General features: G+C 71.8%; 15 protein-coding genes and 1 pseudogene. 11 read left to right on the top strand and 5 right to left on the bottom strand.

Annotated features, from left to right (window positions below; genetic code table 11):
* Positions 1-37: 37 nt before the first annotated feature.
* Positions 38-487, top strand: a complete 450-nt coding sequence (locus OIE75_RS36155; protein WP_307016481.1) for a cold-shock protein — start codon at positions 38-40, stop codon at positions 485-487.
* Between the two features lie 69 nt (positions 488-556).
* Here the strand turns inward: OIE75_RS36155 and OIE75_RS36150 are convergent.
* Positions 557-1,156 (bottom strand): annotated as a pseudogene (locus tag OIE75_RS36150) (carbohydrate-binding module family 20 domain-containing protein); the annotation flags it as partial.
* 346 nt (positions 1,157-1,502) lie between these two features.
* Between OIE75_RS36150 and OIE75_RS36145 the strand changes: the two are divergent.
* The 9 genes from OIE75_RS36145 (at position 1,503) to OIE75_RS36105 (ending at position 16,321) form a co-directional block, all read left to right on the top strand.
* A complete protein-coding gene (locus tag OIE75_RS36145; RefSeq protein WP_329473452.1) occupies positions 1,503-2,453 on the top strand; it encodes an endonuclease/exonuclease/phosphatase family protein in 951 nt (316 codons plus the stop codon).
* 88 nt (positions 2,454-2,541) lie between these two features.
* Positions 2,542-3,552 carry a LacI family DNA-binding transcriptional regulator gene (locus OIE75_RS36140; RefSeq protein ID WP_234960505.1) on the top strand — a complete coding sequence of 337 codons (1,011 nt, stop codon included), beginning with the start codon at positions 2,542-2,544 and terminating at the stop codon, positions 3,550-3,552.
* Between the two features lie 265 nt (positions 3,553-3,817).
* The gene (locus OIE75_RS36135) at positions 3,818-8,107 is read left to right on the top strand and encodes a discoidin domain-containing protein (RefSeq protein ID WP_329473451.1); all 4,290 of its coding nucleotides are present in this window, start codon (positions 3,818-3,820) and stop codon (positions 8,105-8,107) included.
* Between the two features lie 84 nt (positions 8,108-8,191).
* A complete protein-coding gene (locus OIE75_RS36130) occupies positions 8,192-9,205 on the top strand; it encodes a LacI family DNA-binding transcriptional regulator (protein WP_307016478.1) in 1,014 nt (337 codons plus the stop codon).
* Between the two features lie 151 nt (positions 9,206-9,356).
* Positions 9,357-10,772, top strand: a complete 1,416-nt coding sequence (locus tag OIE75_RS36125; protein ID WP_329473450.1) for an extracellular solute-binding protein — start codon at positions 9,357-9,359, stop codon at positions 10,770-10,772.
* Positions 10,773-10,839: 67 nt separating this feature from the next.
* Positions 10,840-11,799, top strand: coding sequence for a carbohydrate ABC transporter permease (locus OIE75_RS36120; RefSeq protein ID WP_307016476.1), 960 nt, complete (start codon positions 10,840-10,842; stop codon positions 11,797-11,799).
* A 17-nt stretch (positions 11,800-11,816) separates the two neighbouring features.
* On the top strand, positions 11,817-12,692 hold the full coding sequence (locus OIE75_RS36115) for a carbohydrate ABC transporter permease (protein WP_329473449.1): 876 nt from the start codon (positions 11,817-11,819) through the stop codon (positions 12,690-12,692).
* A 126-nt stretch (positions 12,693-12,818) separates the two neighbouring features.
* Complete coding sequence (locus OIE75_RS36110; RefSeq protein WP_307016473.1) at positions 12,819-14,423, top strand: glycoside hydrolase family 13 protein; 1,605 nt, start codon at positions 12,819-12,821, stop codon at positions 14,421-14,423.
* Between the two features lie 116 nt (positions 14,424-14,539).
* Positions 14,540-16,321: an ATP-binding SpoIIE family protein phosphatase gene (locus OIE75_RS36105; RefSeq protein WP_329473448.1), complete on the top strand. Its 1,782-nt coding sequence runs from the start codon at positions 14,540-14,542 to the stop codon at positions 16,319-16,321.
* A 66-nt stretch (positions 16,322-16,387) separates the two neighbouring features.
* On the opposite strand, the gene OIE75_RS36100 is transcribed toward OIE75_RS36105, so the two are convergent.
* Positions 16,388-18,268: an ABC transporter ATP-binding protein gene (locus OIE75_RS36100; protein WP_329473447.1), complete on the bottom strand. Its 1,881-nt coding sequence runs from the start codon at positions 18,266-18,268 to the stop codon at positions 16,388-16,390.
* A 207-nt stretch (positions 18,269-18,475) separates the two neighbouring features.
* Between OIE75_RS36100 and OIE75_RS36095 the strand changes: the two genes are divergently transcribed.
* Positions 18,476-19,375 carry a lysylphosphatidylglycerol synthase transmembrane domain-containing protein gene (locus OIE75_RS36095; protein ID WP_307016469.1) on the top strand — a complete coding sequence of 300 codons (900 nt, stop codon included), beginning with the start codon at positions 18,476-18,478 and terminating at the stop codon, positions 19,373-19,375.
* 25 nt (positions 19,376-19,400) lie between these two features.
* Here the strand turns inward: OIE75_RS36095 and OIE75_RS36090 are convergent, their stop codons facing one another.
* The 3 genes from OIE75_RS36090 to OIE75_RS36080 form a co-directional block, all read right to left on the bottom strand.
* A complete protein-coding gene (locus OIE75_RS36090) occupies positions 19,401-20,624 on the bottom strand; it encodes an NAD(P)/FAD-dependent oxidoreductase (protein ID WP_329473446.1) in 1,224 nt (407 codons plus the stop codon).
* Positions 20,621-22,027 carry an FAD-dependent oxidoreductase gene (locus OIE75_RS36085; protein WP_329473445.1) on the bottom strand — a complete coding sequence of 469 codons (1,407 nt, stop codon included), beginning with the start codon at positions 22,025-22,027 and terminating at the stop codon, positions 20,621-20,623. The genes OIE75_RS36090 and OIE75_RS36085 overlap by 4 nt, the downstream gene beginning before the upstream one ends.
* 219 nt (positions 22,028-22,246) lie before the next feature.
* Positions 22,247-23,686 (bottom strand): FGGY family carbohydrate kinase, encoded by a 1,440-nt coding sequence (locus OIE75_RS36080; RefSeq protein WP_329473444.1) that lies wholly within the window; start codon positions 23,684-23,686, stop codon positions 22,247-22,249.
* Between the last annotated feature and the right edge of the window lie 238 nt (positions 23,687-23,924).

Below are 23,924 nucleotides of genomic sequence, written 5' to 3'. Positions count from 1 at the left end.
GTTGGGGCCCAGAGGTGCGAGAAGGTGTGTGGTTGAGATGGCGGTAGGCAGGGTTGTCAGGTTCGACGGGGTGCGGGGCTACGGGTTCATCGCCCCCGAACACGGCGGGGAGGACGTCTTCCTGCATGCCAATGATCTGCTGATCCCGGAGACGTCCGTGCGTTCCGGGGCCTGGGTGAAGTTCGAGGTGGAGGAGGGCGACCGCGGGCTGAAGGCGTCGTCCGTCCAGCTGGCCGACGGAGCGCCGCCGTCCGTGGCACCGGCGCAGGTCGCACCGCTGCGGTCCGCCGCGCCGGCGCATTCGCCGATGCCCTCGTTCCACGAGGCGGAGGAGCCGACGTGTGATGTGCTGGGCGCCGCGGAGTTCACCCACGAGATGACGGAACTGATGCTGAGCGCGGCTCCGTCGCTGTCCGGGGAGCAGATCCTGCGGCTCCGGCAGCGGCTGGTCGAGTACGGCAGGAAGCACGGCTGGGTCGAAGGCTGAGCGCATGGGAGAGGGCCCCACGGATGCGCGTCCGTGGGGCCCTCTCCCATGCTCCGGGAGTGGCGGGGGTCAGGTGCGCCAGGTGTCGTCGAGGCTGGTCCTCGTGGAGGTGACCGTCGCGGTGCGGTTGGCGCCGCCCTCCCAGGTCACGTTGCCCGCCTCGTCCTTGCGGACGTACTTGTACTCGAACGACGTGCCCTCGGGGAGTTCCACGTCCCGCTTCCACACCGGACGGGCGGCGGAGTCGAGCTCGAGGGCGTTGCCCGGATTCCAGTTGCCGAGTTCCGGACGGTTGCCGGTCACGTAGATGTTCTGGCCCCACCTGGTGGTGGCGTTCACGGCGAAGGAGGCGCCGGAGGTCACCGGGTCGGGGCCGGGTCCGCCGTCGCAGGTGTGGGCGTCGACGTGCAGCGCGGGGGCCGTGCCGGCGGCGAGGGTGGCGGTGAAGCGGCCGGCGGTGTCGACCGTGACGCCCTTGCCGGTCTGGACGTCGCAGTAGTTACCGGCCGGCAGCGAGGTCTGGAACGTGCGGGTGAGCGGGGCGCCCTCGTGGTTGAGGGCGACGTACGCCTTGGAGCCGCGCCCGAACGCGATCCGGTCGCCGCCGTCGTCCCACAAGTCGGTCACGGCCTGGCCGCGGGCGGTGTTGCGGAGGGCGACCATGGCCGCCGAAGTTCCGGCGGCGAGTGCGAGTGCCGCGGCGGTGGTTCTGCGCGCTCTGTCGGTGCACCCGTACATGGAATCTCCCGTGTGAGGGTGCGGGTGCGGGTGTCCGGGGTGCCTGCCGATGGCTGACTGGGGAGTCGACACCCTTGCAAAGGGTTTCTGAAAGATGACTGCAAGATGTTGCGGTGGTGACCGCATGGGCACCGTCAGTAGTGGTCAACCCCCTTGGATGCTCCTTCCGCCCGGGACGTGACACCCTCTCAGCAAGGCTTTCTGAAAGTTTCCATCGCCCGGAACTTGATCCACCGGTTCCGTCGTCCTGACAGCGAGGACGAGGGAACGAGGAGCGATGACCGGGCGGGCGAAGCGTGGGTGGAGCTGGCGGCGCGGGCGGGCAGGGGCCGGGGTGGCGGTGTTCACCGCCCTGCTGCTGGTGTTCCACGGCCTGGTTCCCCACCGGCCCGGCGGGCTGGGCAGCCTCCTGGAGTCCTTCCTGCCGTGGCTCGGCGTGCTGGTCGTGGTGCTGCTCCCGCCGGCCCTGCTGCGCCGTTCGGCTCTCGCGCTGGTCGCCCTGCTGCTGCCGGTGGCCGCCTGGACGTACCGGTTCGGCCCGCTGCTGCTGCCCGCGCCGGAGTCCGGCGCCGACGACCTCGTGGTGGTGCAGCACAACGTCAGCGACGAGAACACCGACCCGGCGGGAACGGCCCGCGCACTGGCCGGTGCGGAGCCCGACCTGATAGCGCTCCAGGAGCTGGTGGCGCCGGCCCGGGCGGTCTACGAGAAGACCCTCGCCCGGGACTACCCGTACCGGACGGTCCGGGGCACGGTCGGACTCTGGTCGAAGCATCCGCTCAGCGGGGCCCGACCGCTGGACATCAGACCGCGGGGCATCACGGAGGAGTGGGAGCGCGGGCTGCGGGCCGTTGCGCACACACCGCGCGGCGAGGTCGCCGTGTACATCGCCCATCTGCCGTCGGTCCGGGTCGGGCTCACCGGCCTCGCGTCGTCCTGGCGGGACGAGAGCGCCGGGCTGCTCGGCGACGCCGTCGCGGCCGAGCAGTCGCGCAGGGTGGTCCTGCTGGGCGACCTCAACGGCACCGTCGACGACCGGGCACTCGATCCGCTGACCAGCGAGCTGAACGTGCCCGAGCGGGGCGTCGCCCTCAGCTTCCCCGCCGCCTTCCCGATGGCCCGGATCGACCAGGTGATGGCCCGCTCCGCGACGGTCGGCCGGATCCGCACCCTGTCCGCCACCGGCAGCGATCACCTTCCGGTCCTCGCGCGGGTCACTTGGGACTGAGCGGGGCATACCACCTGAATCAGTGCGCAGCCCGCCCAATGCGACCGCCGAGCAAGCCGCTTGCGGTGCTTGCGTTAGCCTTTCGTGTGTGACGCGACGACTTGCTCAGGTGGCGAAGAAGGTTGGGGTCAGCGAGGCCACGGTCAGCCGGGTACTCAACGGCAAGCCCGGGGTTTCCGACGCGACCCGGCAGGCCGTGCTGAGCGCGTTGGACGTCCTGGGGTACGAGCGGCCCACCCAGCTGCGGGGCGAACGGGCCCGGCTGGTCGGGCTGGTGCTGCCCGAGCTGCAGAACCCGATCTTCCCGGCGTTCGCCGAGGTCATCGGCGGTGCGCTCGCCCAGCAGGGGCTGACGCCGGTGCTGTGCACCCAGACCAAGGGCGGCGTCTCCGAGGCCGACTACGTGGAACTGCTGCTCCAGCAGCAGGTCTCGGGTGTGGTCTTCGCGGGCGGGCTGTTCGCGCAGGCGGACGCCCCGCACGACCACTACCGGCTGCTGGCGGAGCGCAACATCCCGGTGGTGCTGATCAACGCGTCGATCGAGAACCTCGACTTCCCGTGCATCGCGTGCGACGACGCGGTGGCCGTGGAGCAGTCCTGGCGGCACCTGGCGTCGCTGGGCCACGAACGCATCGGCCTGGTGCTCGGCCCGTCCGACCACATCCCGTCCCGCAGGAAGCTGGCCGCAGCGCGGGAGGCGGCCGGGGCCGCGCACGCCGAGCTGCCGGACGAGTTCGTGGAACGCGCCATGTTCTCCCTGGAAGGCGGCCAGGCCGCCGCCGCCCGCCTCCTCGAACGCGGCGTCACCGGCATCATCTGCGCCAGCGACCCCCTCGCCCTCGGCGCCGTCCGCGCCGCCCGACGACGCGGACTCCACGTCCCCCACGACGTCTCCGTCATCGGCTACGACGACAGCGCCTTCATGACCTGCACCGAACCACCCCTCACCACCGTCCGCCAACCCATCGAAGCCATGGGACGCGCCGCCGTCGACCTCCTCTGCGCCCAGATCCAAGGCACCGAAGTCCCGCACGGCGAGCTGCTCTTCGAACCGGAACTCGTCGTCCGCGGCTCCACCGCGCAGCCGTCCGCCGACTGACCGCAGACCTCTCTCCCCTCCCCCCGCCCGCAAATTCCTTGCGGGAAATGGCAGCGGCTTGCGGTTCTCCGACGGAGCCCGTGAAAGTCGCTGATCCGGGACATCACCCGGGACTTCCCCGCACCTCACCGCGGCCACTCCGGTCCGCCGTGCGCCGAGTTCGTGCCGCACATCCTGTAGACGACCCAACAGTTCTCTGCAACTCTCTGAGCGCTCAACGTAAATGACAGAGAACATTCAGGAACGAGGCGGAGATCGGGGACAGATGAGAATCCGGAACTGGAGATCACGTGCTCTGTGCACGGTGGTCGCGACCAGTCTCCTGGCGCTGGGCGGCCCACTGCTGTCGGCCACGGCGGCAGGCGGACCCAACATCGCCGTGGGGGACGCCACGGCGGCGAGCAGCGCGCACGGCGAGTACAACGCCGCCAACATCACCGACGGCAACCAGGGTTCGTACTGGCAGAGCGGCGGCGGCAGCCTCCCGCAGTGGGTCCAGACCGACCTCGGCACCACGGAGCGGATCGACGAGGTGGTCCTGAGACTGCCCGCCGGCTGGGAGCGCCGCGACCAGACACTCGCCCTCCAGGGCAGCGCCGACGGTACGAGCTTCAGCACCCTGAAGGGTTCCGCCACCTACCGCTTCGACCCAGGGTCGGGCAACACGGTCACCGTGAGCTTCCCCGCGACCAGGACGCGGTTCGTGCGGGTCGAGATCACGGCCAACACCGGCTGGCAGGCGGCGCAGCTCTCCGAACTGGAGGTGCACGCGGCCGGGGAATCGTCGACGAACCTCGCCGCGAACCGGACTCTGACGGCGAGCAGTTCCACGGGGGCGTACACGGCCGGCAACGGCAACGACGGCAACAAGGCCACCTACTGGGAGAGCGCCGACAACGCGCTGCCGCAGTGGATCCAGGCCGACCTCGGCGCCTCCCGCAGGGTCGACCGCGTGGTGCTGCGGCTGCCGGACGGCTGGGGTGCCCGAAGCCAGACCCTGAAGATCCAGGCGAGCGAGAACGGCACGGACTTCAGCGACCTGACCGCCGCCAAGGCGTACACCTTCGACGCGGCGGGCGGCCAGTCGGCGACGGTCGCCTTCGACGCCACGACCGCCCGCCACGTGCGCGTCCTGGTGACCGCGAACACCGGCCAGCCGGCCGCCCAGGTCTCCGAACTGGAGGTCTACGGCCCGGCGAGCGGCGACACCCAGGCCCCGACCACCCCCTCGAACCTCGCCCTCACCGAGCCGGCGACCGGCCAGATCAGGCTGACCTGGAACGCGTCCTCGGACGACACGGCCGTCACGGGGTACGACATCTACGCCGACGGCGACCTGCTGACCTCGGTCGGCGGGAACGCCACCACGTACACCGACATCCGGCCGGGCGACGCGACGGTCACCTACCACGTGCGGGCCAAGGACGCGGCCGGCAACGTGTCGGGCAACAGCAACACGGTCACCCGGCGCGGCGACAACGGCGACACGCAGGCGCCCACCGCGCCGTCGAACCTCGCCCTCACCGAACCCACCGCCGGTCAGGTGAGGCTGACCTGGAGCGCCTCCACCGACAACAAGGGCGTCACCGGGTACGACATCTACGCCGACAACAAGCTCCGCAAGAGCGTCGCGGGCGACGTCACCACCTACACCGACACACAGCCCGTCGCCGCGAACGTGACGTACTCCGTGCGGGCCAGGGACGCGGCCGGCAACGTGTCCGGCGACAGCAACTCCGTTCTCCGCAACGGCACCAGGGACGGCTCGAACCTGGCCGTCGGCAAGCCGATCAGCGCCTCGTCCGTGATCCACACGTACGTCGCCGAGAACGCCAACGACAACAGCACGTCGACCTACTGGGAGGGGGCGGCGGGCAGCTACCCGAACACACTGACCGTCAAGCTCGGCGCCAACGCCGACATCAGTGCCGTCGTGCTCAGGCTCAACCCCGACACCAGTTGGTCCAAGCGCACCCAGAACATCCAGGTGCTCGGGCGCGAGCAGGCGGCCTCCGGGTTCACCGGCCTGGTGGCCGCGAAGGACTACGTCTTCGACCCGGCGAGCGGCGGCAACAGTGTGACCGTGCCCGTCGACGGCCGGGTCGCCGACGTGCAGCTCAGGTTCACCTCCAACACGGGGGCGACGGCCGGGCAGGTCGCCGAGTTCCAGGTGATCGGCGCCCCCGCGCCCAACCCCGACCTGGAGGTGACGCAGCTGGCCACCTCGCCCGCCTCGCCCGTCGAGTCGGACGAGATCACCGTGACGGCCACCGTCCGCAACAGCGGCGCCGCGGCCAGTCCGGCCGGCAAGGTCGCCCTGAGGCTGGGCGACACCAAGGTCGCCACCGCCTCCGTAGGCGCGCTCCAGGCGGGAGCCCAGAGCACGGTCAGCGCCTCCCTCGGGGCGCGCGACGCCGGCTCGTACGAGCTGAGCGCGGTCGCCGACGAGGCCGGCGAGATCATCGAGCAGAACGAGACCAACAACACCTACACGCGTCCGGAGCCGCTGGTCGTCAAACCGGTCCGGAGTTCCGACCTGGTCGCCGCGACCGTCACCACCTCCCCTTCCAGCCCGGCCGCCGGTGACGACGTCACGTTCAAGGTCGCGCTGCGCAACCAGGGCACCCAGGACTCCGCGGGCGGCGGCCACGGGGTGACGCTCACCCTGGTGGACTCCGACGGCGCCACCGTCAAGACGCTGACCGGCGCGCACTCCGGTGTCATCGCCGCCGGTTCGACGAGTCCCGCGGTGAGCCTCGGCACCTGGAAGGCGGCCAACGGCTCGTACACGTTGAAGGTGAAGGTGGCCGACGACGCCAACGAACTGCCGGTCAAGCGGGAGAACAACACCTCCACGCAACCGCTGTTCGTCGGGCGCGGCGCCAACATGCCGTACGACATGTACGAGGCGGAGGACGGCACGGTCGGCGGCGGTGCCACCGTGACCGGACCGAACCGGACCATCGGCGACATCGCCGGGGAGGCCTCCGGCCGCAAGGCGGTCAAGCTCGACGCGACCGGTGAGTACGTCGAGTTCACCACCCGGGCCGCCACCAACACCCTGGTGACCCGCTTCTCCATCCCGGACGCGCCGGGCGGCGGCGGCATCGACTCCACACTCAACGTCTACGTCGACGGCGTCCTGAAGAAGGCGCTGCCGCTGACGTCGAAGTACGCCTGGCTCTACGGCAACGAGGCCTCGCCCGGCAACTCCCCCGGCGCGGGCGCGCCGCGTCACATCTACGACGAGGCGCACCTGATGCTGGGCGAGACCGTCCCGGCGGGCAGCAGGATCCGGTTGCAGAAGGACGCCGCGAACAACACCGACTACGCGATCGACTTCGTCAACCTGGAGCAGGTCGCCCCGGTGGCCAACCCCGACCCAGCGGCGTACGCGGTGCCGGCCGGGTTCACGCACCAGGACGTGCAGAACGCGCTCGACCGGGTCCGCATGGACACCTCCGGCAAGCTGGTCGGTGTGTACCTGCCGGCCGGGGACTACCAGACGTCGAGCAAGTTCCAGGTGTACGGCAAGGCGGTGAAGGTGGTGGGCGCCGGTCCGTGGTTCACCAAGTTCCACGCGCCCACGACACAGGACAACACCGACGTGGGCTTCCGGGCCGAGGCGAGCGCGAAGGGGTCGTCGTTCGCGAACTTCGCCTACTTCGGCAACTACACCAGCCGCATCGACGGTCCGGGCAAGGTGTTCGACTTCTCCAACGTGTCGGACATCGTGATCGACAACATCTGGAACGAGCACATGGTGTGCCTCTACTGGGGCGCCAACACCGACCGGATCACGATCAAGAACTCCCGGATCCGCAACATGTTCGCCGACGGTGTCAACATGACCAACGGCTCGACCGACAACCTGGTGTCCAACAACGACGCCCGGGCGACCGGTGACGACAGCTTCGCACTGTTCTCGGCGATCGACGCCGGCGGCGCGGACATGAAGAACAACCTGTACGAGAACCTCTCGACGACGCTGACCTGGCGTGCCGCGGGTCTCGCCGTCTACGGCGGCTACAACAACACCTTCCGCAACATCCACATCGCGGACACCCTGGTCTACTCCGGCATCACCATCAGTTCGCTGGACTTCGGCTACCCGATGAACGGTTTCGGCACCGACCCGACGACCTTCGAGAACATCTCGATCGTCCGCGCCGGCGGCCACTTCTGGGGACAGCAGACCTTCCCCGGCATCTGGGTGTTCTCCGCGTCGAAGGTGTTCCAGGGGATCCGGGTCAACAACGTCGACATCGTCGACCCGACGTACAGCGGCATCATGTTCCAGACGAACTACGTGGGAGGGCAGCCGCAGTTCCCGATCAAGGACACCGTCTTCACCGACGTGTCCATCACCGGCGCGCGCAAGAGCGGTGACGCGTTCGACGCCAAGTCCGGCTTCGGCCTCTGGGCCAACGAGATGCCCGAGCCGGGGCAGGGGCCCGCGGTCGGCGAGGTCACGTTCAACGGTCTGAGGCTGGAGGGCAACGCCGTGGACGTCCGGAACACGACGTCCACCTTCAAGATCAACCGCAATCCGTAGACCGAGCGGGCCACACCGGCCCTTGTCGGTCAGACTACTGACTGGCGCAAGCCTCTTGCAGAGGCTTGCGCTAGTCTTGCGTCTGTGACGCGACGACTTGCTCAGGTGGCGAAGAAGGTTGGGGTCAGCGAGGCCACGGTCAGCCGGGTACTCAACGGCAAGCCCGGGGTCTCCGAGGCGACCCGAAGGTCCGTGCTCAGCGCGTTGGACGTCCTGGGCTACGAGCGGCCCACCCAGCTGCGGGGCGAGAGAGCGAGGCTCGTGGGGCTGGTGCTGCCGGAACTCCAGAACCCGATCTTCCCGGCGTTCGCCGAGGTCATCGGCGGTGCGCTCGCCCAGCAGGGACTGACGCCGGTGCTGTGCACCCAGACCAAGGGCGGCGTCTCCGAGGCCGACTACGTGGAACTGCTGCTCCAGCAGCAGGTCTCCGGCGTCGTCTTCGCCGGCGGCGGGCTGTTCGCGCAGGCGGACGCCCCGCACGACCACTACCGGCTGCTCGCCGAGCGCAACATCCCCGTCGTGCTCATCAACGCCTCCATCCCGGATCTGGACTTCCCGTGCATCGCGTGCGACGACGCGGTGGCCGTGGAGCAGTCCTGGCGGCACCTGGCATCCCTGGGCCACGAACGCATCGGCCTGGTGCTCGGCCCGTCCGACCACATCCCGTCCCGCAGGAAGCTGGCCGCAGCGCGGGAGGCGGCCGGGGCCGCGCACGCCGAACTGCCGGACGAGTTCGTGGAACGCGCCATGTTCTCCCTGGAAGGCGGCCAGGCCGCCGCCGCCCGCCTCCTCGAACGCGGCGTCACCGGCATCATCTGCGCCAGCGACCCCCTCGCCCTCGGCGCCGTCCGCGCCGCCCGACGACGCGGACTCCACGTCCCCCACGACGTCTCCGTCATCGGCTACGACGACAGCGCCTTCATGACCTGCACCGAACCACCCCTCACCACCGTCCGCCAACCCATCGAAGCCATGGGACGCGCCGCCGTCGACCTCCTCTGCGCCCAGATCCAAGGCACCGAAGTCCCGCACAGGGAGCTGCTCTTCGAACCGGAACTCGTCGTCCGCGGCTCCACCGCGCAGGTTGGGGCCCGGTAGCGGATCCTCAACTTCTTCGGCTGACTGTCAAGCAATTACGAAATCAGCGCGAGATATTGCGTTCACTTGTTCGCGGTGGTTGAGTGAGCGGCGCCCCACAACGCATCGGCGGTGGGGCGCCTTCCACGTTCATGCCCGAAGGGGACCACCCATGAGAAGTGCTCGGTTCCGCCGTACTCGCCGTGCCGGCGCCATCACGCTCGTCTCCGCTCTCACCCTGACCGCTCTGGCCGCCTGCGGCACGAGCAGCAGTGACGACGGCGGCGGTTCCGAAAGCGGCAACGGGTCCTCCGACCCGGCTGCTCCGCTGGACCCGAAGACCAAGGTCACGATCACCATCGACTGCATGCCGCCGACGGCGAAGGCGGCCGAGCTGAAGGAGTGGAAGGAGGACGTCAAGGAGTTCAACAAGACCTACCCCAACGTCACCATCGAGGGCCGCTCCACCCCCGGCCAGTGCCTGGAGCCGCCGCGCTTCACCGCGATGCTCAAGGCCAAGTCGCAGCCCGACGTCTTCTACACCTACTTCACCGACCTGCCGCAGGTGCTGGACAACGACGGCGCCGAGGACATCACGGCGTACGTCAACGACAAGACGGTCCCCGCCCTCAAGGACATCGACCCGAACGTCCTGGGCTCGCTCAAGCACGAGAACAAGCTCTACGGCCTGCCCACGAGCAACTACACGATGGGCCTGCTGATCAACCGCAAGCTCTTCGAGAAGGCCGGTCTGGACCCGGACAACCCGCCGCGCACCTGGGACGAGGTCCGCACCGCCGCGAAGAAGATCGCCGGTCTGGGCGACGGTATCGCCGGCTTCGGCGAGTACAGCGCGGGCAACACCGGTGGCTGGCACTTCACCGCCCAGATGTACAGCCGTGGCGCCCAGGTCGTCGACGAGAGCGGCAAGAAGGCGGCGTTCAACAACGAGACGGGCAAGCAGGTCGCCGAGAACCTCCACGCCATGCGCTGGGAGGACGAGAGCATGGGCAAGACCCAGCTGCTCAAGTGGGGCGACCTCCAGAAGCAGATCGCCACCGACAAGCTCGGCATGTTCCTCGCCGCACCGGACGACATCACCTACATGGTCCAGCAACTCGGCGCCGACTACGCGAACTTCGGCATGGGGCCGATTCCGGGTGAGAAGAACACGCTGGCCGGCGGCAACAACTACATGGTCAAGAAGGGCATCTCGTCCGACAAGATCAAGGCGGCCGTCGCCTGGCTGAACTTCCAGAACCTCACCGTCGGTGAGGGTCAGTTCAACTGGGCCCGCAAGAAGACCGACAAGCTCCCGGTCGGCCTCCCGCAGCCCAACTTCTGGCTGAACGAGTCCAAGACGAAGGACGACGCGGCCCGCATCGAGCACGCCACGATGCCGGTCGAGAACTTCAAGGCCTTCATGGACGACCCGGTGCCGGGCATGGCCGAGCCGCCGAAGGCGCAGGAGGTCTACAAGGTCCTGGACAACGTGATGTCCGGCATCCTCACCAACAAGGACGCCGACATCGACAAGCTGCTCTCCAGCGCGGAGAAGCAGGTCGACCAGGTTCTGGCCACGCAGTGACCGGCTCCCTCGGGGGGCGGGCCGCACCGCCCCCCGGGGCCCATGAGATCAGTCCCAAGGAGCGACGATGTCGGCCCCCAGCCTGACCCCGAGCAAGGCGGCGAGAGCCAGCCACGCCCAGCCGCCGGTGGACGGCCCGCCCCCGCGCGGCGGGTCCTTCGGCAGGAGCCTGAAGCGCAACCTCACCGCGCACGGCTTCCTGATCGGAGCGGTCCTCTGCTTCGCGTTCTTCTCCTGGTACCCGATGGTCCGGGAGTTCCTCCTCGCCTTCCAGAAGACGGACCAGGGCGAGGTCTCCTGGGTCGGCCTGGACAACCTGCGAACGGTCTTCAACGACCCGGCCTTCTGGCAGGCGTGGCGCAACACGCTGCTGTTCACCGTGCTGGCCCTGGTCCTCGGCTTCGCGGTGCCGTTCGTCGTCGCGCTCGTCATCAACGAACTCAGGCACGGCAAGGGGTACCTGCGGCTGCTGGTCTACCTGCCGGTGATGCTCCCGCCGGTCGCCGCGGTCCTGCTCTTCAAGTACCTGTACGACCCCGGTTACGGGCTGCTCAACGAACTGCTCGGCTCCGTCGGGCTGCCCGAGCAGCAGTGGCTCCAGGACCCCGACCTCTCGATGCTGTCCGTGGTCATCGCGTCGACGTGGATGAACATGGGCGGCGCGGCGCTCATCTACCTCGCCGCGCTCCAGGGCATCCCGGGCGAGCTGTACGAGGCGGCGGAGCTGGACGGGGCCGGACTGCTGCGCAAGGTCTGGCACGTGACGATCCCGCAGACGCGGCTCATCCTCTCGCTGATGCTGCTGATGCAGATCATCGCCACCATGCAGGTCTTCGTGGAGCCCTTCCTGCTCACCGGCGGGGCCGGGCCGGAGGGCTCGACCACCACCGTCGTCTACCTCATCTACCAGTACGCCTTCAACTTCAACAACTACGGCGCCGCGGCGGCCCTCGGCCTGCTGCTCCTCGTACTGCTGGCCGGTTTCTCGGCGGCGTACGTGAAGCTCAACCGCGCCGAGGACGAGTAGGCCGGGGGAATCCACCGATGTCCACACGCACGCTCATCTCGCCGGCCCAGCTCGCCCGGCCCCGCGGCAAGGTCCTCTACTGGATGACGTTCGGCGGTGTGATCACGCTGTTCACCGTGGTGTTCCTGGGCCCCATGTACTGGATGGTCTCCAGCGGGTTCAAGGACACCCAGGAGGTCGTCCGGACCCCGCCGACGCTGGTGCCCGAGTCCTTCGAGCCGGACAACTACTCGCAGGCCTGGAACGTCATGGACCTGGCCGGCCTGCTGGGGAACACGCTGTACTACGCGTTCGGCGCGCTCGCCTTCCAGCTGGTGCTCGACGTGGCGGCGGCCTACTCGCTGTCCAAGCTCCGGCCGGTCTTCGGCAAGGCCATCCTCGGCATGATGCTGGCGACGCTGATGATCCCGGCGACCGTCCTGGTCGTGCCGCAGTACCTGACGGTGCTCGACGTGCCGATCTTCGAACGCAACCTGCTGAACACGCCGTGGGCGATCTGGCTGCCCTCGGTGACCAACGCCTTCAACATCTTCCTGCTGAAGCGGTTCTTCGACTCGATCCCCAGGGAGCTGCTCGACGCCGCCGCGATGGACGGCGCCTCCCCGATGCGCACCCTGCGGTCGATCGTCCTGCCGATCTCGCGGCCGATCCTCGGCGTGGTGTCCATCTTCGCGATCGTGGGCGTCTGGAAGGACTTCCTCTGGCCCATGCTGACCCTGCCCGACCCGGCCAGGCAGACCCTGAACGTGGGGATCTACTCGCTGTCCAACGGTGTGCCCGTCAACGTGCTGATCGCCGCGCTGACCATGGCCTCACTGCCCACGCTCATCATCTTCCTGATCTTCCAGCGCAACATCATGAGCGGACTCACCGCCGGAGGGCTCAAGGGCTGAGGCACCGCGCCCCCGCCCTCCTCCGCCCCGCCGGCTCGTCCCGTCAACCTTCGCCGCCGGCCCGTCCGACGCCCCGCACCGTCCGGGCCGGCGGCGAAGATCCACCCTGCCCGAAAGGACCGTCACGTGGCAGCCCCCACCTCGCACCGCACCGAAGACTGGTGGCGCGACGCCGTCATCTACCAGGTGTACCCCCGCAGTTTCGCCGACGGCGACGGCGACGGCACCGGTGACCTCGCGGGCGTCCGGGCGCGACTGCCCTACCTCGCCGAACTCGGGGTCGACGCCGTCTGGTTCACGCCCTGGTACGTCTCCCCGCTCGTCGACGGCGGCTACGACGTCGCCGACTACCGCACCATCGACCCGGCCTTCGGCACCCTCGGCGAGGCCGAGAAACTCATCGCCGAGGCACGGGAGATGGGTATCCGCACCATCGTCGACATCGTCCCCAACCACGTCTCCGACCAGCATGCGTGGTTCCGGGCGGCGCTGGCCGCCGGTCCGGGCAGCGCGGAGCGGGAGCGGTTCCACTTCCGGCCGGGCCGCGGCGAGAACGGTGAACTGCCGCCCAACGACTGGCCCTCCCAGTTCTCCGGCCGCACCTGGACCCGGGTGCCGGACGGCGAGTGGTACCTGCACCTGTTCACGCCGGAGCAGCCCGACCTCAACTGGGCCCATCCGGAGGTACGCCGGGAGCACGAGGAGATCCTGCGGTTCTGGTTCGAGCGCGGGGTGGCGGGTGTCCGCATCGACTCCGCCGCGCTGCTCGCCAAGGACCCCGCGCTGGCGGACTTCGTGGAGGGCGTCGACCCGCACCCGTACATCGACCAGGACGAGCTGCACGACATCTACCGCTCCTGGCGGACCGTCGCCGACGTGTACGGGGGCGTCTTCGTGGGCGAGGTGTGGCTGCCCGACGCCGAGCGCTTCGCGCGCTATCTGCGGCCCGACGAGCTGCACACCGCCTTCAACTTCAACTTCCTGTCCTGCCCCTGGGACGCGGGGCGGCTGCGTCGGACCATCGACGACACGCTGGCCGAGCACGCTCCGGTCGGCGCCCCCGCCACCTGGGTGCTGTGCAATCACGACGTGACCCGGACGGTGACCCGGTACGGCCGCGAGGACACGGGTTTCGACTTCGCGAAGAAGGCGTTCGGGACCCCGACCGACCCGGCCCTCGGCACCCGGCGCGCCCGTGCGGCCGCGCTGCTCACGCTGGCCCTGCCGGGCTCCGTCTACCTGTACCAGGGGGAGGAACTCGGTCTGCCCGAGGCCGACGTCCCGCGCGGGAGCATCCAGGACCCTATGCACTTCCGCTCCGGGGGGACCGATCCGGGCCGGGACGGCTGCCGGGTACCGCTGCCCTGGGCGGCCGACGCCCCGTACTGCGGTTTCGGCTCCGAGACCGAGCCCTGGCTGCCGCAGCCGGAGGGCTGGGCGCGGTACGCAGCGGACCGGCAGGCCGCGGATCCGGGGTCGATGCTGGCGCTCTACCGCGAGGCGCTGCGGCTGCGGCGCTCCACCGAAGGCTTCGGTGACGGTCCGCTGGACTGGCTGCCCGCCCCCGACGGGGTCCTCGCGTTCCGGCGCCCTGGCGGTCTGGTGTGCGTGGTCAATCTGTCGGCCGCGCCGATCGAGCTGCCCGCGCACCGCTCCCTGCTGCTCGGCAGCCGGCCGCTGGACGAGGACGGCCGGCTGCCCGTCGACACCGCGGTGTGGCTGCGCGGCTGAGCCGTCCCGGGCCGGTTCCCCGGTCGGCGCTCCCCCGCCGATCGGGGCCTCGCCGTCGCCCCTCGACCCGGGGCGAGGCAGAATCGGGGGCAGGAGGCCGTGGGAGGAGGCGAGGCGTGCGGGAGCGACCGTGGCTGAGCGGGGTGCGCCGCCCCCCGAATCCCCTCGTGAGCGGGCACCGGGCGGCGCGGGGGGCGCTGCGGTCGATGACGGAGGCGCTGGGCGCGCGGCGCCGGCTGGCCTGGCTGAACGCGGCGGACCTGAGTATCGGCACCACGCTCGACGTGCGGCGGACGGCGGAGGAGCTGGCAGACTTCATCGTGCCGGAGCTGGCCGACGGCGCCGCGGTGGACCTGCTGGACTCGGTACTGCGGTTCCAGGAGGGCGACCGGGTCCCCGGAGGGGACGCGCCGCGGCTCAGGGCCATGGCGGTGTCGGAGGTCGAGGGCCTGAACCTCGCGCCCGATCCCGTGGGCGAGCTGTCGGTGCACACCGCCGACCGGCTGGGGCAGCGGTGCCTCACCACGCGTCGGCCGGTGCTGGTGACCCGGATGACGCGGGCGGACTTCGCCGTGATCGCGCCCTCGCGCGAGTCGTCGGACATCATGCGCCGGGCGGGCGTCCACTCGTACCTGGCGGTGCCGCTGATCGCCCGCGGGGTGCTGCTGGGGCTCGCCGACTTCGTACGGGCCGGCCACCGGGCGCCGTTCAGCCGGACCGACGTGGCCCTGGCCATGGAGCTGGCGTCCAAGGCCGCCGTGTACATCGACAACGCCCGGCTCTACGGTCGCGAGCGCGAGCACGTGGTGACGCTGCAGCGAGCCCTGCTCCCGCGGTCCAGCCCGAGCACTCCCGGGCTCGACGTGACCTCGTGCTACGACCCGGCGACGGACCCGGCCGCGGTGGGCGGCGACTGGTTCGACGTGGTCGCGCTGCCCAGCGGACGAACCGCCCTGATGGTGGGCGATGTGATGGGGCGTGGTCTGGCCGCCGCCGCGACCATGGGTCGGCTGCGGACGGTGGCCCGGACCCTGATGGCGCTGGACATCGCGCCCGAGCGGCTGCTGGCCCGCCTCGATCTGGCCGCCCGCGACCTGGAGGAGGACCAGGTCGCCACCTGTCTGTGCGCGGTGTACGACCCGTACGGCGGCACCTTCCGCGTCTCCAGCGCCGGTCACCCGCCGCCGCTGCTGACCGGGCCCGACGGTGACTCCGCGTTCCTGGAGGTGCCCGCGGGGGCGCCGCTGGGGGCGGGGGTGATCCCGTACGACGTGGTCGAGCGGCGGGTGCCCGAGCGGAGCCGGCTGACGCTGTTCACGGACGGGCTGGTCAGATCGCGCACGGCCGATCTGGGCACGCAGTTGGAGCGGTTGCGCGTGGCGGTCGGCGAGGGCCTGCCCGCCGACGGCACCGAATGCCGGGCGGTCTCCGAGCGGATCGGCGGTGACCGGTCGGACGACGCGATCGTCCTGGCGGCCCTCGCCCTTCCGCTCGGTCCGGAGTGCGACGTGTACGTGCGCCCGCTGCCGCCGGACGGCAAGGCCGCGGGACAGGCCCGTACGGCGGTGCGCGAGCAGTTGGAGCGGTGGGGTCTGGAGGAACTGGTCGACACGACGGAGCTGGTGGTCAGCGAGTTGGTCGGCAACGCCCTGCGGTACGGGAACGCCCCGGGTGAGCTGCGGCTGCTGCGGCACGAGCGGCTGTCGGTGGAGGTATCGGACTCCGGCCCCGACCTGCCGCAGATCCAGCACGCGGACGTGAGTGACGAGAGCGGGCGGGGTCTGCAGCTGATCAACATGCTGTGCCGGCGCTGGGGTTCGTGCCGCACCCCTGACGGCAAGGTGGTCTGGGCGGAGCAGGACCTGCCGGTGCGGGCCGGGGTGTCCGGCCCGCGGTAGGGCCTGTCCGGCAATTCCCGTCGTCGCCCGGAAGGCAGACGGGAATGGTCGGACAGGCCCTGGCGGCTACGCGGCCTTGTCCATCGTCCGGCGGGCGAACTGGCTGCGGTGCAGCTGGGCGTAGCGGCCCTGGGCGGCCAGGAGTTCCTCGTGGGTGCCGCTCTCCACGATGCGGCCGGCCTCGACGACCAGGATCCGGTCGGCCGCGCGGACGGTGGACAGGCGGTGCGCGATCACCAGGGCGGTCCTGTCCGCCAGGGCTTCGGTGAGGGCCTCCTGGACGGCCGCCTCGGAGGTGTTGTCGAGGTGGGCGGTGGCCTCGTCGAGGATGACGACGCGCTGTCGGGCGAGCAGCAGCCGGGCGATGGTCATGCGCTGGCGTTCGCCGCCGGAGAGCCGGTAGCCGCGCTCGCCGACCACGGTGTCGAGACCGTCGGGCAGGGACCGGACGAGGTCGGTGAGCCGGGCGCGGCGCAGCGCGTCCCACAGGTCGTCCTCGCTCGCCCCCGGGCGGGCCAGCAGCAGGTTGGCGCGGACCGTGTCGTGGAAGAGGTGGCCGTCCTGGGTGACCATGCCGACGGTGTCGCGCAGCGAACGGGCGCTCAGGTCGCGGACGTCGACGCCGCCGACGCGCACGGTGCCGCCGTCGGTGTCGTACAGGCGCGGCAGCAGTCCGGCGATGGTCGACTTGCCGGCGCCGGAGGAGCCGACGAGGGCGACGGTCTGTCCGGGTTCGGCGCGGAAGGAGAGGCCGTGCAGGACCTCGTCGCCGCCGCGGGTGTCCAGGGAGGCGACCTCTTCGAGGGAGGCGAGGGAGACCTTGTCGGCGGCCGGGTAGCCGAAGCGGACGTCGTCGAACTCGACGGCGACCGGGCCGTCGGGGACCGGGCGGGCGTCGGGCTTCTCGTCGATGAGCGGGGTCAGGTCCAGCACCTCGAAGACCCGCTCGAAGCTGACGAGGGCGCTCATGACCTCCACGCGGGCCCCGGCGAGCGCGGTGAGCGGCGCGTAGAGGCGGGTGAGCAGCAGGGCCAGGGCGACGACGGCGCCGGGGTCCAGGCTGCCGCGCAGGGCGAGGAAGCCGCCGAGGCCGTAGACGAGGGCGAGGGCCAGGGCGGAGACGAGGGTGAGCGCGGTGATGAAGGCCGCCTGTGCGGTGGCGGTGCGCACTCCGATGTCGGCGACGCGGCGGGCCCGGTCGGCGAATTCGTCCGACTCGTCCTCGGGGCGGCCGAAGAGTTTGATCAGGGTGGCGCCGGGTGCCGAGAACCGCTCGGTCATCCGGGTGCCCATCGCGGCGTTGAGGGCGGCGGCCTCGCGCTGCATGCGGGCCATGCGGCGTCCCATCCGCCGGGCGGGGAGCACGAACACGGGGAGCAGCGCGAGGGCGAGCAGGGTGATCTGCCAGGACAGGGTGAGCATCACGGCGAGGGTGAGCACGAGGGTGACGAGGTTGCTGACGACGCCGGACAGGGTGTTGCTGAAGGCGCGCTGGGCGCCGATGACGTCGTTGTTGAGCCGGGAGACCAGCGCGCCCGTACGAGTACGTGTGAAGAACGCGACGGGCATGCGCTGCACATGATCGAACACGGCCGTGCGCAGATCGAGGATGAGCCCCTCCCCCAGCGTCGCCGAGATCCTGCGGGAGAGGATGCCGAGCACCGCCTCGGCGACCGCGATGAGGGCGATGAGCAGGGCGAGGCGGACGACCCTGCCCTCGTCGCCGCCCGACACGATCGCGTTCACGACGCGTCCGGCCAGGACGGGGGTGGCGACGGCGAGGAGTGCGGTCACCACCCCGAGCAGCACGAACCGGACGATGCGGGTGCGGTGCGGGTGGGCGAAGGCGCCGATGCGGCGCAGCGTGGCGCGGGCGAGGGGCCGGCGCTCCTGCTCGGCGTTCATGACGCTGTGCAGTTGGGTCCAGGCCGTGGTTTCCATGCTCATGCGAAGGACGGTAGGACCTCAAGCAACCTTGAGGTCAAGTCGGCGGCGCCCGCGGTCCGTAAGCCGTCGTCCGCGCGTCGTCCATCCGTAGTTGGCGCGGCTGGGGGAATGTCTTGTGGTGTGACGACAGCGGTACGACTCCCACGACGTCCACGCCTCCCCGAGAAGCCGCTCCTGCGGCGGGTTCCGGTCCGCCGGATCCTGTGCGTGCTTCCGCTGCTGCTGGTCACCGTGGTCGCGGTGCGGCACCGGTCGGTGCTCGCCGAGGGCTTCGGTCATCTCGCCACGGCCCGCTGGCCGTGGCTGCTGGCGGCGGCCGGCGCGACCTGTCTGACCTGGGTGGCCGCCGCCTGCACCCGGCAGGGCGCGGTGGTGGAACGGCTGCCCCGACGGCGGCTGCTGGCCACGCAGTTCGCGGCGGGCGCGGCCAACCACCTGCTGCCGACGGGCCTGGGCGCGAGCGCGGTCAACCTGCGGTTCATGGCGGTGTGCGGGCTGCCGCTGGCGCGGTCCTCGGCGGCTCTCGCCCTGTATCTGCTGGCGGAGAGCGTGGGCCGGCTCGCCCTGCTGGGCGTTCTGTTCCTCCTGTTCCCCGGCGCGCTGCGGCTCGGCACGCTGCTGCCCGAGGGAGCGGTGGGGCCGCTCCTGGCGGTCGTGGGTGTGGTGCCGGTGGTCGCGGCGGGGGTGCTCGTGCTGGTGCCGCGGCTGCGCGGGGCGGTGGTCTCGTTCCTGCGGACGGCGCTCGGTGAGGCCCGCTCGGTGCACCGTCTCCCGGCGCGGGCGGTGGCCCTGTGGGGCGGCGCGCTCGCGTTCCCCGCGCTGCAGGCGTCCGCGCTGGTCCTGGTGGGCCTGTCGCTGGGGCTGCCGGTGCCGGTCGCGCACATGGCGGTGGCGTATCTGGCGGCGACCGTCGCGGTGGCGCTGGTGCCGACGCCGGGCGGTATCGGCTCGGTCGAGGCGGCGCTGGTCGTCGCGCTGGTGGCGGCGGGCGGTCCGGCGGCGGTGGCCACGGCGGTGGTGCTGGCGTTTCGGCTCCTGACGGTCTGGCTGCCGCTGCTGCCGGGGGCGTTGACGCTGGCCGCGCTGGTGCGGATGCGGGTGATCTGAGGGCCGCCGGCGCTCCGGGTACCGGTCAGGCGACGGTGACGCGTACCGGTCCGCCGCCGGGGTCGACCCGGTGCGTCCAGCGGGCCGTCAGGGTCAGCGGGCGGTGCGGGACGGCGGTGGTGAACGGGAGGCGGGCGCGGTGCAGCGGGCGGCCGTCCTGGGTGACGTACAGGACGGGGCGGGGCAGTGGGATCGCGGTGCGCAGGAGGTAGGGGAGGCGGTCGGCGGGGGTGACGCGGTTCGGGGTGACGCGGAGCAGGGGTGGCCCGGCGAGGAGGGGGACGGCGGCGGGCCGGTCGTCCGGCGCGTGTGTGCCGAGCCGGTCGTGTACGGCGGTCGCGGCGTGGGCGCCTTCGCGGGCTGCGGTGGCGGCGCTCTCGACGGCGTGCAGCACACTGCCGGCGGCGAAGACGCCGGGGCGGGTGGTCCGCAGGGCGCCGTCCACGGCGGGGCCGCCGGTGCCGGGGTCGAGGATCAGCGCGCCGCGCCGGGCGAGTTCGTGCTCGGGGACGAAGTCGCCGGTGAACACGACGGTGTCGCAGCGGAGGGTGGCCGTGCGGCCGTCGCGGTGGCGGACGCGCACGCCCGACAGGCCTCCGTGGCCGAGGAGTTCGGTGACCGTGGTGCCGGTGAGGACCGGAGTGCGGTGCCGCAGCCGGGTGTTCAGGGTCAGCGCGGGGCGGGCCGGGGCCCGGGGCAGCTCCGTGAGCAGTGCCACCACCTCGGCTCCGGCGGCGCGTACGGTGTCGGCGGCGGCGTGCGAGACGGCTTCCGCGCCGACGATCACCGCGTGGTCGCCGATGTGCTGCCCGTAGTGGTGCACGGCCCGCTGGAGTTCGCCGGTGGTGTAGACGCCGGCGGGGCGGGTGCCGGGGACGAGGCGGGCGGCGCGGGGGCGTTCGCGGGCGCCGGTGGCGAGGAGGACGGCCCGGGCGGCTATGGTCTCGGCGCCCCGGGGTCCGACGGTGGCGAGGGTGCGGGGACCCGCCCAGTCGAGGGCGGTGACGCCGGTCCGTACGTCGGCCCCCGCGCGGACCGCCGCGTCGGCGAGCAGCCGGGCGTGGGCGGGGCCGGTCCGCGTGTGCGGCCAGGTGCCGAAGCCGCGGTGCGCGCAGTGGACCGGCGCTCCCCCGGGCCACCGCTCGCGCTCCAGGACCTCGACGCGCGCGCCGGACATCGCGAGCTGGGTCGCGGCCACGAGGCCGGCGGGGCCCGCCCCCACCACCAGGACGTCGACCTCACGAGTCATCGCCGTGCCTCCTCGAACAGTTCCCGGAGCGCCGCCCCGCAGTGGAAGCCCTGGCAGCGGCCCGCCCGCGCGCGGGTGCGGCGGCGCAGTCCGTCGAGGCCGCGGGGCGGGATCGTACTGGCGAGGGCGTCGCGGATCTCGCCCCGGGAGACGCGCTCGCAGTGGCAGACGAGGACGCCGTACTCCGGGTCGGCGGCGACCAGGTCGGGCCGTTGGTGGGGGCGCGGGCACGTCTCGCCGAGGGAGGGCATGCGGACCGGCTCCGGGGGGCGTTGCGGACCGAGGTCGAGTCCGGTGCCGGCGAGGAGGCCGGTGACGTGCTCGGCGATGGCGAGGGAGGCGGTGAGGCCGGTGGAGCGGATGCCGCCGACGGTGACGCAGCCCTGGCCGGGGTGGGCGGTGATCCGGTAGTCGTCGTGCTCGGTGGCGGCGCGCAGGCCTGCGTAGACGGCGGTGACCTCCTCCTCCAGCAGCGCGGGGAGGATACGGCGGCCCTGCTCGCGCAGGCGGTGCAGGCCCTCGGCGGTGGACTCGGTGGCGCCCTTGTCGTCGAGGTCCTCGGCGGTGGGCCCGAGCAGGACGTTGCCGTGCACGGTGGGGGCGACCAGGACGCCCTTGCCGAGCGCGGTGGGGACGGGCAGGAGGATGTGCCGGACGAGTGCGCGGGCGAACGTGTCGTGGACGATGAGCTGGCCCCGGCGCGGGGTGACGGTGAAGTCGTCGTGGCCGAGTTGCCGGTCGAGGGTGTCGGCGTGCAGTCCGGCGGCGTTGACGAGGCGGCGGGCGCGCACGGTGCCGCGCGGGGTGGTCAGGTGGTGGACGCCGTCGTGGTGTCCGGCGTGTGCCACAGGCGCCTCGAGGTGCAGGTGGACGCCGGCCCGGACCGCCTGGGTGGCGTACGCCAGGGTCGTCGTCCACGGGCAGATGACGCTCTCGCCGGGCACGTGCAGGGCGCCGAGCGCGCCGGGTCCGAGGTGGGGTTCGCGGGCGTAGAGGTCGGCGGGGCCGAGGACGCGGGTGTCGTGGTACTCGTTGCGCGCGGCCTTCTCGGCGAGGCGGGGCAGGGCGGCGAGCTGTTCCTCGTCCCAGGCGACGAGCAGCGCGCCCACGGGCTCGACGGGGATGCCGGACTCGGCTGCGTACGCGGCGAGTTCGCGGGAGCCGGTCCGTACGAGCCGGGCCTCCAGGGAGCCGGGCACGGCGTCGAAGCCGGTGTGCAGGATGGCGGTGTTGGCCTTGGAGGTGCCCTGTCCGACGTCGTCCCGCGCCTCGACGAGCGCGACACGCAGCTCCGGATGGTGCGCGAGCCGACGCGCGATCGCGCACCCGACCACTCCGGCACCGACGATCACCACGTCGTACGGGTCCTCGGGCAGCGCGCCGGAGACGGTGACGGTGGTCATGCGGGGCTCCGTCCGGTACGGGCGCCCGTCACGAGGGGTTCCCGGCGAACGTCACGCCGACGGCGACGGCGCGCGTCATGCCGGGGCCCCCGGCGAGCAGCGCGTGGACGGCCCTGCGGAAACGCGTGCGGCGGAAGGCCGGTCCCGTCGGCGGTGACGCGGACGAGCCCGCAGGACCTTCCCCGGCGCACCTCGGCCCCGGCACCCACCCGATGCCCCTCATGCCGGCCCCCGGGCCAGCAGCACGTCGACCGCCCCGCGGAAACGAGCGCGGCGACAGGCGGCCTCGTCGGAGGTGACGCGGGGCTCGTAGACGGTGGTCGGGCCGGTGGCGGGCAGTGCGGAGGCGAGCGTCAGGGCCGGGTCCGCGCCGAGGCGGGCCAGCGCTCCCACGCCGAGCGCGGTGGCGTCCGGCAGGGCGGACACCTCCACGGGGAGTTGCAGGAGGTCGGCCTGGGTCTGCATGAGGAGCGCCGAGCGGGTGAGTCCGCCGTCGACGCGGAGCACCTTCAGGGGGGTGCCGAGGTCGCCGGCCGCCGCGTCGGCGAGTTCGGCGACCTGCGCGGCGATGCCCTCGCACAGGGCGCGCACCAGGTGGCCGGGGGCGGTGTCCAGGCCGAGACCGGTGAGCGAGCCGCGCAGGTCGCCGCGCCACCAGGGGGCGGCGAGGCCGGCCAGCGCGGGGACGAAGGTGACGCCGCCGCTGTCCGGCACGGTGGCGCCGACGGGGTCGAGATCGGCGGCGCCGGAGATGACGCCGAGGCCGGTGAGCCAGCGCACGGCGGAGGCGGCCGTGTACACCTGTCCGTCCAGGCAGTACTCGGTGCGTCCGCCCAGCCGCCAGGCGACGCAGCCGGCCAGGCCCGAGGCGCCCCGTCGCGGGGTGTCGCCGGTGTGGGCGAGGAGGAACGCGCCGGTGCCGTAGGTGCACTTGGCGGTGGAGGGCTCGGTGACGCGCTGGGCGAGCAGGGCCGCCTGCTGGTCGACGGCGAGTCCGGTGAGCGGGATTTCGGGTCCGAAGACGCTGGTCGTGCCGACCGGGGCGGCGTTGTCGACGACGTCCGGAAACGGCTCGTCGGAGAGGCCGTACAGCTCCAGGGCGCGGGGCGACCAGTCGGCGCGGTCGAGGTCGAGGAGCTGGGTGCGGGAGGCGGTCGCGGCGTCGGTGACGTGGGCGCCGGTGAGCCGGTGGATCAGCCAGCTGTCGGAGGTGGAGATCCGGCCGTCGCGGGTGAGGTGGCGTCGGATCCAGGCCATTTTCGGCGCGGCGAAGTACGGGTCGAGCGGCAGGCCGCTCAGGTGGCGCAACTCGTCGGCCCGAGGTGAGAGTTCGGTGCAGATCGGTTCGGCCCTGCGGTCCTGCCAGACCAGGGCGCGGGTGAGCGGGCGGCCGGTGTCCGGGTCCCAGGCGAGGACGGTCTCGCCCTGGTTGGCCAGGCCCAGCGCGGTGACGGGCCGCCCCGCCTCGGCGAGGGCCTGATGGCCGGCGTCGACCACCGAGCCGTACAGCTCCTCCGGGTCCACCTCGACCAGGCCGCCCGGCAGGTGGCGGGGGTGGACCTCGGCGAAGCCGGTGCCGACGACGCCGCGTTCGGGGCAGATCACCAGGGCCTTGGTGCCGGACGTGCCCTGGTCGACGGCGAGCACCGCACCGGTCATCGCGTCCCTTCCCGCCTCCCCCGCCGAGGGCCTCGGCGATCACTGCGGGCCAGCCTGCCGCCGGGTGCGGACCCGCGTCAAGGGTGGCCGACGGGCAGCCAATTCGCCCTGGTGGGAGCTGATTTGCACGGCTGCGCCGAAACCGAACAGAGGCGGAACCTCCGCCTCTATAGTGTCCGCCGACCGCACGACCGCTTCACCGCCGCCCAGGGGAGGGCTGTTTGTCACGCCACGCTGC

It is taken from the genome of Streptomyces sp. NBC_01723, from assembly GCF_036246005.1.
Classification (GTDB): domain Bacteria; phylum Actinomycetota; class Actinomycetes; order Streptomycetales; family Streptomycetaceae; genus Streptomyces.
Note: the sequence above shows the minus strand (reverse complement) of the source record. Positions and strands in the feature narration are given on the sequence as shown.